This is a genomic window from Streptomyces sp. NPDC002676 (assembly GCF_053592455.1).
This window is the reverse complement of sequence record NZ_JBSFVT010000007.1, coordinates 109,047-122,096: the sequence shown is the minus strand read 5'-3', so window position 1 is coordinate 122,096 and position 13,050 is coordinate 109,047. Positions and strand designations below refer to the sequence as shown.

At 71.6% G+C, this 13,050-nt stretch carries 15 protein-coding genes and 1 tRNA gene; 6 read left to right on the top strand and 10 right to left on the bottom strand.

Annotated features, from left to right (window positions below; all coding sequences use genetic code 11):
• Window positions 1–5: 5 nt before the first annotated feature.
• The gene (locus ACWD3E_RS21255; RefSeq protein WP_451389100.1) at window positions 6–719 is read right to left on the bottom strand and encodes a hypothetical protein; all 714 of its coding nucleotides are present in this window, start codon (window positions 717–719) and stop codon (window positions 6–8) included.
• A gap of 47 nt (window positions 720–766) precedes the next feature.
• On the opposite strand from ACWD3E_RS21255, the gene ACWD3E_RS21250 reads away from it, so the two are divergent.
• A complete protein-coding gene (locus tag ACWD3E_RS21250) occupies window positions 767–955 on the top strand; it encodes a DUF5703 family protein (RefSeq protein WP_043407302.1) in 189 nt (62 codons plus the stop codon).
• A gap of 69 nt (window positions 956–1,024) precedes the next feature.
• On the opposite strand, the gene ACWD3E_RS21245 is transcribed toward ACWD3E_RS21250, so the two are convergent.
• From ACWD3E_RS21245 to ACWD3E_RS21235, 3 genes are all read right to left on the bottom strand, one after another.
• Window positions 1,025–1,831, bottom strand: a complete 807-nt coding sequence (locus tag ACWD3E_RS21245; protein ID WP_451389099.1) for a chaplin — start codon at window positions 1,829–1,831, stop codon at window positions 1,025–1,027.
• A 114-nt stretch (window positions 1,832–1,945) separates the two neighbouring features.
• A complete protein-coding gene (chpH, locus tag ACWD3E_RS21240) occupies window positions 1,946–2,179 on the bottom strand; it encodes a chaplin ChpH (protein ID WP_451349591.1) in 234 nt (77 codons plus the stop codon).
• Between the two features lie 147 nt (window positions 2,180–2,326).
• A complete protein-coding gene (locus ACWD3E_RS21235; protein ID WP_451389098.1) occupies window positions 2,327–3,652 on the bottom strand; it encodes a M20/M25/M40 family metallo-hydrolase in 1,326 nt (441 codons plus the stop codon).
• Window positions 3,653–3,868: 216 nt separating this feature from the next.
• Here ACWD3E_RS21235 and ACWD3E_RS21230 point away from each other — a divergent pair.
• Window positions 3,869–3,956, top strand: a tRNA-Leu gene (locus tag ACWD3E_RS21230).
• A gap of 19 nt (window positions 3,957–3,975) precedes the next feature.
• On the opposite strand, the gene ACWD3E_RS21225 is transcribed toward ACWD3E_RS21230, so the two are convergent.
• Window positions 3,976–5,112 carry a CapA family protein gene (locus tag ACWD3E_RS21225; RefSeq protein WP_451389097.1) on the bottom strand — a complete coding sequence of 379 codons (1,137 nt, stop codon included), beginning with the start codon at window positions 5,110–5,112 and terminating at the stop codon, window positions 3,976–3,978.
• 38 nt (window positions 5,113–5,150) lie between these two features.
• Window positions 5,151–5,435, bottom strand: coding sequence for a dsRBD fold-containing protein (locus ACWD3E_RS21220; protein ID WP_451389096.1), 285 nt, complete (start codon window positions 5,433–5,435; stop codon window positions 5,151–5,153).
• Window positions 5,436–5,592: 157 nt separating this feature from the next.
• Between ACWD3E_RS21220 and ACWD3E_RS21215 the strand changes: the two genes are divergently transcribed.
• On the top strand, window positions 5,593–5,967 hold the full coding sequence (locus tag ACWD3E_RS21215; RefSeq protein WP_451389095.1) for a YchJ family protein: 375 nt from the start codon (window positions 5,593–5,595) through the stop codon (window positions 5,965–5,967).
• Between the two features lie 46 nt (window positions 5,968–6,013).
• Here ACWD3E_RS21215 and ACWD3E_RS21210 read toward each other — a convergent pair whose 3' ends face one another.
• The gene (locus ACWD3E_RS21210) at window positions 6,014–6,715 is read right to left on the bottom strand and encodes a FadR/GntR family transcriptional regulator (RefSeq protein ID WP_451389094.1); all 702 of its coding nucleotides are present in this window, start codon (window positions 6,713–6,715) and stop codon (window positions 6,014–6,016) included.
• Between the two features lie 143 nt (window positions 6,716–6,858).
• Between ACWD3E_RS21210 and ACWD3E_RS21205 the strand changes: the two genes are divergently transcribed.
• Together ACWD3E_RS21205 and ACWD3E_RS21200 are read left to right on the top strand one after the other, a co-directional pair.
• Window positions 6,859–7,377: a gluconokinase gene (locus tag ACWD3E_RS21205; protein ID WP_451389093.1), complete on the top strand. Its 519-nt coding sequence runs from the start codon at window positions 6,859–6,861 to the stop codon at window positions 7,375–7,377.
• A 59-nt stretch (window positions 7,378–7,436) separates the two neighbouring features.
• Window positions 7,437–8,834 carry a GntP family permease gene (locus ACWD3E_RS21200; protein ID WP_451389092.1) on the top strand — a complete coding sequence of 466 codons (1,398 nt, stop codon included), beginning with the start codon at window positions 7,437–7,439 and terminating at the stop codon, window positions 8,832–8,834.
• Between the two features lie 85 nt (window positions 8,835–8,919).
• On the opposite strand, the gene ACWD3E_RS21195 is transcribed toward ACWD3E_RS21200, so the two are convergent.
• From ACWD3E_RS21195 to ACWD3E_RS21185, 3 genes are all read right to left on the bottom strand, one after another.
• Entirely contained in the window at window positions 8,920–9,546 is a 627-nt protein-coding gene (locus ACWD3E_RS21195) for a cytochrome b/b6 domain-containing protein (RefSeq protein WP_451389091.1), read from the bottom strand.
• Window positions 9,530–10,264 (bottom strand): molybdopterin-dependent oxidoreductase, encoded by a 735-nt coding sequence (locus ACWD3E_RS21190; RefSeq protein ID WP_451389090.1) that lies wholly within the window; start codon window positions 10,262–10,264, stop codon window positions 9,530–9,532. The genes ACWD3E_RS21195 and ACWD3E_RS21190 overlap by 17 nt, the downstream gene beginning before the upstream one ends.
• Before the next feature lie 112 nt (window positions 10,265–10,376).
• The gene (locus ACWD3E_RS21185) at window positions 10,377–11,399 is read right to left on the bottom strand and encodes a hypothetical protein (protein WP_451389089.1); all 1,023 of its coding nucleotides are present in this window, start codon (window positions 11,397–11,399) and stop codon (window positions 10,377–10,379) included.
• Window positions 11,400–11,720: 321 nt separating this feature from the next.
• Here ACWD3E_RS21185 and ACWD3E_RS21180 point away from each other — a divergent pair, with 321 nt between their 5' ends.
• Window positions 11,721–12,614: a DMT family transporter gene (locus ACWD3E_RS21180; RefSeq protein ID WP_451389088.1), complete on the top strand. Its 894-nt coding sequence runs from the start codon at window positions 11,721–11,723 to the stop codon at window positions 12,612–12,614.
• Window positions 12,615–13,050: the final 436 nt, after the last annotated feature.

The window sequence follows — 13,050 nt, the reverse complement described above, 5'->3', positions numbered from 1 at the left end:
CCGTCTCACCTCTCCGCGTCCAGCGGCTCCAGATCGTCGTCCTCGTCCAGCTCTTCGAGACCGTCGTCGTCGATCTCGTCGGACTCCTCGTGCGCGTCGTCCTCGTCGTCCTCTTCGTCGAACACCGCGCTGACGTCGAACCGGCACACCACCCGCTGCGGATCGATCTGCTCGAACGGCGCCTCCAGCCACTCACCGGCCTCGGCGGGCTCCTCCGCGGCGGTGACCCAGAGCGTGGAGTCGCCCTCCTCCAGGCCGAACTCCTTGTGCCGGGAGGCGATCTCGTCCGGCTCGAACTCGCCGAAGAGGACACCCAGCGCCCCGGGAACCGAACCGGCGGCATCCTCGCTCTCGCCGCCGTCCTCGTACTCCGCAGCCTCGACCCGCTGGGCCTGCGCCAGCAGCCGCTGGGGTTCCGCCACCGTGTAGTCGCGGCGGATCAGGACGCTGATCGCGTTCGGCTCGTCGGGGCCGGCGTACGGCGGCAACGAGTCGTCCGCACCGGGGATCTCGAAGGGTGTGACCTCGTCGTAGCGGTCGTAGAGCAGCTCGTCGTACACCTCGGCGGCAGCGGCCAGCTGGTTGAACGCCTCGTAGACGGCGGGGTCGTCCTCTCCCGACCTGCGTTCGACCGCGGCCAGATGACGGTCGAGCGCGGTCTTGATCGCCTCGGCGGCGGCGCGTACCTCGGCAGCGGTGGGCTGCGCAGCATCAGACATAGTGCAGACGCTATCCGTACCGGGCACCAGCCCGCACAATAGATGCGATGCCGGAATACGAATTTGTCGACGTGTACGTGCCACGCGGGGTCTCCCGCAAGGAGGCGACGCGTCTGCTGACGGACCATGCCGAGTACGGACACTGGGAGTTGGACCGACTGAGCCTGCTGCGCGACGGCAGCCGGAAGGTGCGGTTGCGACGGCGGATCATCCGCCAGGTGCGGGCCACATGGTGAGGCGGGACGCATGAACGCAGCGGGCCCCGCCGCCGTGGCGGGGCCCGCTCGGTTCACCGCGCTCCTGTACTACGCGGACGCGCGCGCCTTGCGGTAGAGCACCGTGCCCGCGAGCAGCGCGCCCGCGCCGGCCGGCAGCACGACGCCCAGCGGCAGGTCACTGCCGGTGTGCGCGAGCTGGGCGACGGTCGAGGGCAGGCCGGAGCCTCCGCCCTGCTGACTGACGTGGTGGGTGCCGCCCGGTGTCCCCGGGTGGTGCGGGGTGCCGGTCTGGCCGTGACCCGGGTGGCCGTGATGGCCGTGGCCCGGATGCCCCGGATGCCCCGGATGACCGGGGTGGCCAGGATGGCCTGGATGGCCCGGGGTGCCTGGGTGCCCCGGGTTCCCGGGGGGGTTGCCGTGTCCGCCGCCGCCGGGTGGCTGCTCGTGCCGATCGCCGCCGTTGGCGCAGTCGTTGCCCGTGGTGGCGTTGCCCGCGCCGATGACGTCCACGCTGTTGCCGCACACGTTGACCGGCACGTCGATCGGCACCTGCACGGTGTTGCCGGAGCCGACGCCGGGCGAGCCCCCGGTGTGCCCGCCCGCGTGCGAGCCGCCGGAGCCGCCGTGGCCTCCCGAGGTGCCGCCCCCCGCGCTGTGGTCGGCGCAGCTGTTGCCCACCGCCGGGTTGAGCAACCCGACGACGTTCACCGTGTTCCCGCAGACGTTCACCGGCACGTGCACCGGCGCCTGTACCGTGTTGCCGGACAGTACGCCGGGCGAGCCGACGGCGGATCCGGACGCGCCCGAGTCGGCGTGGGCGTAGCCGCCCGCGACGGCGATCACCCCGGTCGCGGCGGCCATCGTCATCAGGCTCTTACGAGTGCTCTGTCGCATGCTGAATGCCCCCTGCTGTCGCTTCTCCTGGAAAGAAAAGGCCGGTCGGCCCCGGAGCGCATGGGACGCGCTCCGAGGCCGACGGCTTGTCACAGACGCCTCAGAGAGCCCGCGTCACTTGTTGACGCAGGCGTTGCCGAAGGCGGGGTTCAGGAGCCCGATCACGTTGATCGTGTTGCCGCACACGTTCACCGGGACGTGGACGGGCACCTGGACGACGTTGCCGGAGATGACGCCCGGCGAGTGCACGGCGGCACCCTGGGCACCCGAGTCGGCTACGGCCAGGCCCGCGCCCGCGAGAACCAGCCCACCGGTGGCAGCCGCAGCAGCGACGACCTTCTTGATCATTGTTCCTCCTTGTTGGCAATGCGATCCCAAGGTGCGGGATCGCATCACGTGCAACGAGGAGGGAGTAATGAAGCTACGAGCTTATGGTCGCATTCACCCTTCTCAGTCGGTCTCGCACGGCTGCCCGATTGCGCGAGGGCCATGCCCTCACGACGCGTCGATGAACCGGTCGAGCACGCGCACGCCGAACTTCAGCCCGTCCACCGGCACGCGTTCGTCCACGCCGTGGAACATGCCGGCGAAGTCCAGCTCCGGCGGCAGCTTGAGCGGGGCGAAGCCGAAGCCTCGGATGCCGAGGTCGTCGAAGGACTTGGCGTCGGTGCCGCCGGAGAGCATGTACGGGACCGCCTTGGCGGTCGGGTCCTCGGCCAGCAGCGCGGACTGCATGGCCTGCACCAGGTCCCCGTCGAAGCTGGTCTCCAGCGCCTTGTCGGAGTGCACGTCCTCGCGCCGGACGTGCGGGCCGAGGAGCCGGTCGAGCTCGCCGAGGAACTCCTCCTCGTGGCCCGGCAGGAAGCGCCCGTCGATGTGGGCGCTCGCCTCGCCCGGGATGACGTTGACCTTGTAACCGGCGTTCAGCTGGGTGGGGTTGGCGGTGTTGCTCAGGGTGGCGCCGATGAGCTTGGCGATGCCGCCGAGCCTGGCGAGGGTGGACTCCATGTCCTCCGGGTCCAGCTCGGTGCCGAGCGCGTCGCCCAGTTCGTCGAGGAAGGCCCGGGTGGTCTTGGTGACCCGCACCGGGAACTTGTGCCGGCCGACGCGGGCCACCGCCTCGGACAGCTCGGTGATCGCGTTGTCCCGGTGGATCATCGACCCGTGGCCTGCCGTACCGGCCACGGTGAGCTTCATCCAGTGCATGCCCTTCTCGGCCGTCTGGATCAGGTACAGCCGCCGCTGGTCGTTCACGGTGAACGAGAACCCGCCCACCTCGCTGATCGCCTCGGTGACGCCCTCGAACAGCCCGGGGTGGTTGTCGACCAGGTACCGGGCGCCGTACGTGCCGCCGGCCTCCTCGTCGGCGAGGAAGGCGACCACGATGTCCCGCGGCGGGCGCCGGCCGCTGCGCAACCGGTCGCGCACGACCGCGAGGGTCATCGCGTCCATGTCCTTCATGTCCACGGCACCGCGCCCCCAGACGCAGCCGTCCGTGACCTCGCCGGAGAACGGGTGGTGGGTCCAGTCGTCGGCGTTGGCCGGTACGACGTCCAGGTGGCCGTGGATGAGCAGCGCGGGCCGGGACGGGTCCTCGCCCTCGATGCGGGCCACCGTGGAGGCGCGGCCCGGGTGGGACTCGAAGATCTCCGGTTCCAGCCCGACCTCGGCGAGCTTCTCGGCGACGTACTCGGCGGCCTTGCGCTCGCCCGGGCCGGAGTGGTCGCCGTAGTTGCTGGTGTCGAACCGGATCAACTCCCGGCAGAGGTCGACGACCTCGTCCTCGCCGGTGACGCCCTTGGCCGTGTGCGTGTCGCTCACGCTGCATCCTCCCGCTGTGGCTGCTGTGGTCCTCCTCATCCTGCCCCCGCGCCCGCCCGGACCCAAGACCGGTCCCGGCCCGTCACACGCCGTTCACGCCGGACCGGCCACCGGGGACGGGAGGTGATCAGCCACCCCCGAAAGCCTGGTAATGTTCTCTTCGTCGCCGCGAGGGAAACCCCGCCGAAGGGAAAAACCTCGCACGACAGACACCTTGTCCGGGTGGCGGAATGGCAGACGCGCTAGCTTGAGGTGCTAGTGCCCTTTATCGGGCGTGGGGGTTCAAGTCCCCCCTCGGACACCAGCTGAGAGACCCCTGTTCATCAGGGGTCTTTCGCATTTCCGGCGTCCAGGGGCCGGGCCGTGAGCATGCCGTCGTCCGTCTGCTCGACGCGGGTGCCGAGGCCGCGGGCGTGGCTGTCGAGGACAGTGCTCAGCCAGGCGGTGTCCTCGGCCGACGCGTGCTCCAGGCGCATCCGGCGCGCCTGGAGGGGCACCATGCGCAGTCCGGCGAGCCGGCCGGTTCCGGGGTCGAGCGAGACCAGGTACAGCAGCCGCAGGTCGTCGCGGTAGCGCTCGTAGCCGCCGATCCCCTCGTAGTCGTCCACGAGGTCGCCGCAGCCGTACAGGACGAGCCTGCCCCGGTACACCTCCAGGGGGCGCGGGTGGTGCGAGGAGTGGCCGTGGACGAGGTCGGCGCCGGCGTCGACGAGCGCGTGCGCGAAGCGGGACTCGGTGTGGGAGACGTCGTATCCCCAGTTGGCGCCCCAGTGGACGGAGGCGACCACACGGTCGCCCGGTCGCACGATTCTGCGCACGCGGTCGGCGAAGTCGGCCGCCGCGGCGGCGGTCAGCGCGGGCACGAGGGCCACCCCGGCCCGTTCGGCGGTCGCCGCCCAGCCGCGCGGGATCCCGCTGGAGGGCAGTCCGAAGGAGAAGACGAGCACGCGTCCGCCGGTCCGCAGCGGGACGATCGCCGGCTGCCAGGCCTCCCGCTCGTCCCGGCCCGCTCCCGCCGTGCGCAGCCCGGCCTCGGCGAGGGAGTCCAGGGTCTCCTCCAGGCCGGCCGGCCCGAAGTCGAGGACGTGGTTGTTGGCGAGGGCGCAGACGTCGGGGCGGACCGCGGCCAGGGAGGGCAGGTTGGCCGGGTGCATCCGGTAGTGGACGGCCTTGCCCGGTGCGAAGTGGCCGCCCCCGGTGACGGCGGTCTCCAGGTTGACGACCCGTACGTCCGGCGCGGCACGGTCGAGGATGGTGAGGGCCTCGCCCCAGGGCCAGGCGGGGTCGACCGGCCGGGGTATGGGGCCGTTCGCCTGCTCCGCGAGGGCGACGTACTCCCGGGCGTCGCGTACGTAGTCCTCTCGCAGGACGGGGTCGCCGGGGTGCGGGAGGATCTGGTCGACGCCCCGGCCGAGCATGACGTCGCCGGCGAGGAACAGGGTGAGGGCGCCCTCGGACATGTTCCCAAGCTACTCGCGGAGGTCCGGGACCGGTTGGGTCATTCCAGGGGCTGCCAGAGGGGGGCGGGGGCGGCCTCGTCGGGCGGGCACGCCGCCTTGATGTCGCCTTCGGCGGCGTTCAGCAGCAGGCGGCCCATGGCGATCAGCGCGCGTCCGGCCGCGAGTTCGTCGCCGATCTCCGGTATGTCCGTGTCCCGGGGGTTGCGGCGGGCCTCCGCGTGGCTCTCCAGGACGTTGTCGCCGGTGTCCAGGACGATCCGGGCGGTGGTGTCCGGGTCGTGCTCGGACAGGTACAGGTTCAGCCGCCATTCCTTGCCGGACACTGGACGACTGCTCGCGGGTCGGGACATCGTCCGTCTCTCCTCACTGCCTGGTGAGACCGGGTCTGTTGGGACTGCGGGTCGCCTCCTCTACGGTGCCGCTTCCACTGTGCCTCGCGGGGGCGCCGGGCGCCTCCCCGGGGCCGGGCAGAATGGGGCCATGACCACGCGTACCTGCCCCTGCGGCCTTCCCCAGCCCTACGACGCCTGCTGCGGGCGCTTCCTCATCGGGGCAGCCGCGGCGCCGACCGCCGAGGCGCTCATGCGGTCCCGGTACAGCGCGTTCGTGAAGGGGGACGCGGAATATCTGCTGCGCACCTGGCATCCGCGGACCCGGCCCGCGCGGCTGGAGCTGGATCCCGGGATGCGGTGGACGGGCCTGGAGATCCTCGGCGGTACCGGCGGGTCCGCCTTCCACCAGAACGGGACCGTGACCTTCCGGGCCTCGTACCGGGGCGGCTCGCTGCACGAGCGCAGCCGGTTCGAGCGGGTCGACGGGGCATGGGTGTACGTCGACGGGGACTTCCTGGAGTAGCCGGGAACTCCCCGGAGCGGCCGGGGAGTTCGTGAAGCAACGAGGGCTATGGCGCCAGGATGTCCAGTTCCTGGAGGGCACCCACGGTGATCTCCCTGGTCAGCTCCTCGGCGCGCAGGGCGTCGCCCTCGCGGACCGCCTCCGCGACCTGGACGTGCAGGGTGACGGCCGCCGGGTCGGGGTCCTCGAACATGACCTCGTGGTGGGTGCGGCCGGCCAGTACCTCGGCGACGACGTCACCGAGACGAGCGAACATCTCGTTGCCCGAGGCCGCGAGGATCACCCTGTGGAAGGCGATGTCGTGGATCAGGTAGCCCTCCAGCCTGTGGCCGCGTGAGTTGGCCACCATGCCGAGCGCGCACTCGGTGAGTTCGGCGCACTGCTCCGCCGTGGCATGTTTCGCCGCCAGGCCCGCCGCCACCGGTTCGATCGCGGAGCGCAGCACGGTCAGGGAGCGCAGCTGGTGCGGGCGGTCGGCGCCCGCGAGGCGCCAGCGGATGACCTGGGGGTCGTAGACGTTCCACTCGGCCTTCGGACGGACCGTCACGCCCACACGGCGGCGGGACTCGACCAGGTGCATGGACTCCAGGACGCGCACGGCCTCGCGCATCACGGAGCGTGACACCTCGAAGTGCTGTGCCAGTTCGTCGGTGCGCAGGATGCTGCCCGGCGGGTACTCGCCGGCCGTGATCGCGGGCCCAAGGGTGTCCAGTACGTGGCCGTGCAGCCCCCGGCCCGGATTGCTCATGCACTCAGAGTACGGGGCGGGTCACGGGAACAAAAAGTCAGACTTATTTGTCACAGAGCCTTGAATTCGTCGTACCTAATGGGTTTCATCTACGCGACGTCGGATGTCAGACGTCATGCGTCGATGAAGACAGCGAGGCAGTCATGCGTACCCCCCACGTCGTCGTGGTGATGGGCGTCGCGGGCACGGGCAAGACCACCATCGGTCCGCTGCTCGCCGCCCGGCTCGGCGTCCCGTATGCCGAAGGCGACGACTTCCACCCACAGGCCAACATCGACAAGATGACGGCCGGAATCCCGCTGGACGACGAGGACAGGTGGCCGTGGCTCGACGCCATAGGCAGCTGGGCTCACGGACGGGCCGGGCTCGGCGGGGTGGTCAGCAGCTCGGCGCTGAAGCGGTCGTACCGTGACCGCCTGCGCGCGCAGGCCCCCGGTGTCGTGTTCGTGCACCTGACGGGCGACCGGGGACTCATCGAGGACCGGATGTCCCACCGGCAGGGTCACTTCATGCCGACCAAGCTGCTGGACTCCCAGTTCGCCACGCTCCAGCCGCTGGAGGCGGACGAGGCGGGAGTCGCCGTGGAGGTCTCCGGCACCCCCGAGGAGATCACCGAGCGGGCCGTCAAGGCACTCGCGACGCTTCCCGACGCACAGCGGTAACTCCCCCTACCGCCGCAACAAGACACCCTCCCCACTCCCCATCTCTGCAAGGGAAACCCGTGACCAGACTCAGCGTCGAGATGCTGGCAGCGGACGCGCCTCCGCCGATCACCTCCGCCGGCCACGCTCAGCTCGGCATCGCCGTCCTGGTGGGCATCGCCGTCATCGTCGTGCTCATCACCAAGTTCAAGCTCCATGCGTTCCTGTCCCTGACCATCGGGTCGCTGGTGCTCGGGGCGGTCGCGGGGGCGCCGCTCGACAAGGTCATCACCAGCTTCACCACCGGCCTCGGTACCACGGTCTCCGGCGTGGGCGTCCTGATCGCGCTCGGGGCGATCCTGGGCAAGCTGCTCGCCGACTCCGGCGGCGCCGACCAGATCGTGGACACGATCCTCGCCAAGGCCGGCGGGCGGGCGATGCCGTGGGCGATGGTGCTCATCGCCTCGGTGGTCGGTCTGCCGCTGTTCTTCGAGGTCGGCATCGTGCTGCTGATCCCGGTCGTGCTGATGGTCGCCAAGCGCGGCAACTACTCCCTGATGCGCATCGGCATCCCCGCACTCGCCGGTCTGTCCGTGATGCACGGCCTGATCCCGCCGCACCCCGGCCCGCTGGTCGCGATCGACGCGGTCAAGGCCAACCTGGGCGTGACCCTGGCGTTCGGCATCCTGGTCGCCATCCCGACGGTGATCATCGCCGGTCCGCTGTTCTCCAAGGTCGCGGCCCGCTGGGTGGACGTCCCGGCACCCGACCGGATGCTGCCGCAGCGCCCCTCGGAGCAGCTGGAGCGCCGTCCGAGCTTCGTCGCCACGCTGGGCACCGTGCTGCTGCCGGTCGCGCTGATGCTGTCCAAGGCGCTGGTGGACATCGTCGTCGACGACCCCGCGAAGTTGACGCAGCGTGTCTTCGACATAGCCGGCTCCCCGCTCGTCGCCCTGCTCACCGCCGTCCTCGTCGGCATCTTCACGCTGGGCCGGCCCGCCGGGTTCAGCAAGGAGCAGATCTCGCAGACCGTCGACAAGGGCCTGATGCCCATCGCCGGCATCCTGCTGATCGTCGGCGCGGGCGGCGGCTTCAAGCAGACGCTGATCGACTCCGGTGTGGGCCAGATGATCCTGGACATCTCCAAGGACTGGTCGATCCCGGCGGTGCTGCTGGCCTGGCTGATCGCGGTCGGCATCCGGCTCGCCACCGGTTCGGCGACCGTGGCGACGGTGTCGGCGGCCGGCCTGGTCGCCCCGCTGGCCGCGGACATGTCGACCCCGCACGCCGCTCTGCTGGTCCTCGCCATCGGCTCCGGCTCGCTGTTCTTCAGCCACGTCAACGACGCCGGGTTCTGGCTGGTGAAGGAGTACTTCGGGCTGAACGTGGTGCAGACCCTCAAGACCTGGTCGGTCATGGAGACGATCATCTCCGTGGTCGCCGGCTCGCTGGTCATGCTGCTGTCGCTCGTGGTCTAGGAACCTCCTGATCCAGGACCCTCGCGGTCCAGGAGGAGTACGGCGACGAGGGCCCACCCGTTCGAGAAGCGGGTGGGCCCTCTCGTCATGGGCGCCAGAGCGGGTGCTCCCGCTCGGCCCACTGCCTGCTCACCGTCCCCGTCCGCAGCCCCCTGCGCGCCTCCGGGTCGCCGAGCGCCATGCCGATGTGCCCGGCCAGGACCACGCCCATGGTCAGGGCCAGCCAGTCGTGGACGAACGTCGCCGACGTGCGCCACATCAGGGGGGTGAGGTGGGTGAACCACATGATCAGGCCCGTGCCGAGCATGACCAGGGTCGCTCCGGAGATCCAGGCGGCGTAGATCTTCTGCCCGGCGTTGAACTTGCCCGCCGGGCGGGAGGCGCGCCGTTTGTCGCGCAGGAGCGCGGCGCGCAGCCAGACCCGGTCGTGCGGGCCGAAGCGGTTGAGGAAGCCGAGGTCGGCCCGGAAGGCGCGGGAGGCCAGGCCCAGCAGGACCGGCACGGGCAGGGCCAGGCCCGCGCACTCGTGGACACGGACGACCAGTTCGCGGCGGCCGACCAGTACGGCCAGCTGCGGGATGTAGAGGATGGCCGCCGTCGCCACGCAGATCCCCATCAGTACGGCCGTGGTGCGGTGCACCCACCGCTGGGCCCGGCCGAAGCGGCGGATCCGGGCGCTCGGGGGCGCCGGGGTGTCAGCTTGTAGGGACATCGGTCCGTCCGTTCGAACGGCCGACCCAGGCGTCGACGTCGTAGCCGAGCTTCTCCCAGTAGCCGGGCTGGACGTGGTCGGTGACGGTGATGCCGGAGAGCCATTTGGCGGACTTGTAGAAGTACATCGGGGCCACGTAGAGGCGGACGGGGCCGCCGTGGTCGTGGCTGATGTCCTTGTCCTGCATGCGCAGCGCGACCAGGACGTCGGGGCGGCGGGCCTGCTCCAGGGTGAGGCTCTCGGTGTAGGTGCCGTCGAAGCAGGTGAAGCGGATGGCCTTGGCGGAGGGGCGGACGCCCGCCAGGTCCAGTAGGTGGGAGAGGCGTACGCCCTCGAAGGGGGTGCCCGGGACGCGCCAGCCGGTGACGCACTGGACGTCCTTGACCAGCCGCGTCCTCGGCAGGGCGTGCAGCTCGGCGAGGGTGAAGGTGCGCGGGTGGTCGACGAGGCCGTCGACGGTGAGCCGGTAGTCACCGGGACCCTTGTCCGGGACGGACGCGGCGACCGAGTAGTAGCGGAAGCCGCCGCCGTTGGGCAGGAGTCCGGTCAGGCCCGTGGGGTCCTTGCCGGCGATGCTGCCGAGGAAGTCCTCCAGGCCGCGTTGCAGGGTCGGTGCGGCGGCCATGCCCAGGGCGCCCAGGCCGAGCGTGCCGAGGAAGATGCGGCGGCCTATCGGCCTGCCTTCGGGCTCGGACGCCTCGGATCGTTCAGGGTTCACAGCATCATTCGAGCACTCGGGCGCCCCGAGGGCCAGGGAGTACGGCCGTCGGTCAGGGTTCCGTAAGGATTGGCCCGCGTGGCTCTGAGAGTGGCTCCGAGAGGTGAGTGCCTCACGCGTTCAGGGCGCGGTCGCGGGCCGTGCGGAAGGCCGTCTGCGGGTCGTGGTGCGGGTAGGACCAGGGCGCCCGGGTGGCGTACGGGCCGATGTGCTGGAACAGAGCCGCAGCCTCGGCGGGGCGGCCGGCACAGGACATGGCGAACGCGAGGTGGTTGAGGTCGACGTGGCGGCGGGGGTGGCCGTCGTGCTCCCACTCCAGCCACCAGTCGAAGGAGGCACGCAGGATCCGGCGGGCCCGGGGGCCCGACCAGTGCCCGGAGGCGGCGGGGTCGGCCGGGGCCAGGCCGGTGGCGGCCAGGACCCGGTAGCGCTCGGCGTAGGCGATGACGGGCAGGACTGCCAGCGGGGAGTCCGCGGGAGCCTCGGCGGCGGCTTGCTCGGCGAGGTCGTACACCTCGTGGGCCTCGGCGGCGCCGCCCGCGGGCCGCTCGGCGAGGCGGGCGATCAGCAGGTGGTGGGCGTGGTGGTGCTCGGGGTGGCGGCGGCGCAGCTCGGCGAAGGCGGCGAGCAGCTCGGGTTCGGGGCCCAGGGTGCGGGCCAGCAGGAGCAGGCCGAGCCACGGGGTGGGGTCGGCGGGCGCGAGCGCGGCGGCGGTGCGGCAGGCCTCGCGGGCCCGGTCGGGCTCCTCCTTACCGCCCAGGGCGCGGTGGACCAGGGCCAGGGCGAGCAGGCCGGCGGCGTCGGCGGAGCCGGGTTCGGCGAGCAGCCAGTCGCGGGCCCAGGCGGCGGCGTACGGCTCGGTCGCGAGGACGGTGAGGCGGTGGCCGCGGCGGTCCCAGTCGTCGCCGGTGTGCACCAGCAGTGCGCGGGCGGCCTGGCGGCGGCCCTGGGCCAGGGCGGCGCGCGCGGTGTGCAGTTCGGCGTCGTCGAGGGCGCCGTCGAAGGAGCCGTCGAGCGCGGGGTCGTAGGCGCTGCCCGAGGAACGGGCACCGGAGGCGTCCGGGGCGCCCGCGGCCGGGTCGGGGTCGGGTCCGGGGTCGGCCTCAGGGTCGAGCAGAGACGGGAGTGGGGGCACCGCGGAACTTCCTGTATCTCGGGCTGCCATCGGCCGATCACTCACAGCAAACCCCCAGCCAAGGAACGCGTCAAGCCGGACGACGGCTTTACAGGCTTCAACTACGGCGAGAGAAGGGGAACTTGAGGTGAACGAGGCGGACCGGCAGGGGTGTGGATACCCTGCTTTGGGCTGATTCTGTGGCGTGTGCCATGGCGTCGTGCCGCCGGGCGGCGGACGATGGCCATACGGTCCCGTCGTCACCGGGGCAATGCCGTCCCGGGAGCACTACAGTCGGCCACTAGGCACCCGTGGTCCGGCCCGATGATCGAGGTTCGCAGCGTGTCCGTACTGGTTCTCCTTCTCGCCGTGAGCGCAGCCTGCTGTCTGGGCTTCGGGTTCGTGCTCCAGCAGAACGCCGCCCAGCAGGCGCCGCTCAGCGACTTCCTCTCCCCCCGGCTGCTGCTGGACCTGATGAAGGTGCCGCGCTGGCTGGGCGGCATCGGGCTGATGGTGGCCGGCATGATCCTGGGCGCGGTCGCCCTGGGCAACGGCCAGATCTCGCTGGTGGAGCCGCTGCTGGCGACGAACCTCCTGTTCGCCTTCGCGCTCTCCCGGCACCAGACCAAGCACAGACTGAGCCACCAGGGCGCGACGGGCGTCGTACTGCTCGCGGGTGGCGTCTCGGCGTTCATCCTCGCGGGCCAGCCGCACGGCGGCACCGCCGTCACCGCTCCACTGCGCCACTGGCTGATCATCGGCCTGGTGGTCGGCTCGGCGCTGGTCCTGACGGCCTACGCGAAGCGCTCCCGCCTGATCTGGGCCCCGGTGCTGCTGGGGCTGGCGGCCGGGCTGCTCTACGGCGTGCAGGACGCGCTGACCCGGGTGAGCAGCACCCGCTTCTCCGACGGCGGCTTCGCGGAGCTGTTCACCGGCTGGCAGCCGTACGGCGTGCTCGCGCTGGGCGTCACCGGCCTGATCCTGGTGCAGAGCGCGTTCGAGACCGCTCCCCTGCGCATGTCCCTGCCCGCCCTCACCGCGGCCCAGCCGCTGGCGGGCATCCTGTGCGGCGTGGGCTTCCTCGGCGACCGGCTCCGCACCGACACCGGAGCCCTGGCCTGGCAGGCGGCAGGCCTCGCGGCCGTCGTGGCAGGCATCGTCCTCCTGAGCCTGCACCCGGCGATGCCCCGCGGCCAGGCAGAGGAGGAACCGGCCCGGGACCTCCAGCCACACTGAGCCCTCGCGGGACCTCGGCCGCACCGAGCCCGACCCGCCGACACCCGTCGGCCCTGCCGAGGCCGACCCAGAGCACAGCCCACGCCGAACCCGCCACGGCCTCCGCCCAACCGAGCCACACCCGGCGATCCCGCCGGCCCTGCCGAGGTCGATCCAGGGCACAGGCCACGCCGAGCCCGCCACGGCCTCTGGCCATCCGAGCCCGACCCGGCGACACCCACCGACCCCGGCGAGACCGGTCCAGGGCACAGGCCACGCCGAGCCCGCCACAGCCTCCGCCCAACCAAGCCCCACCCGACGACACCCGCCAGCCCCGCCGAGGCCGACCCAGAGCACAGCCCACGCCGAGCCCGCCACAGCCTCCGCCCAACCAAGCCCCACCCGACGACACCCGCCAGCCCCGCCGAGGCCGACCCAGAGCACAGCCCACGCCGAC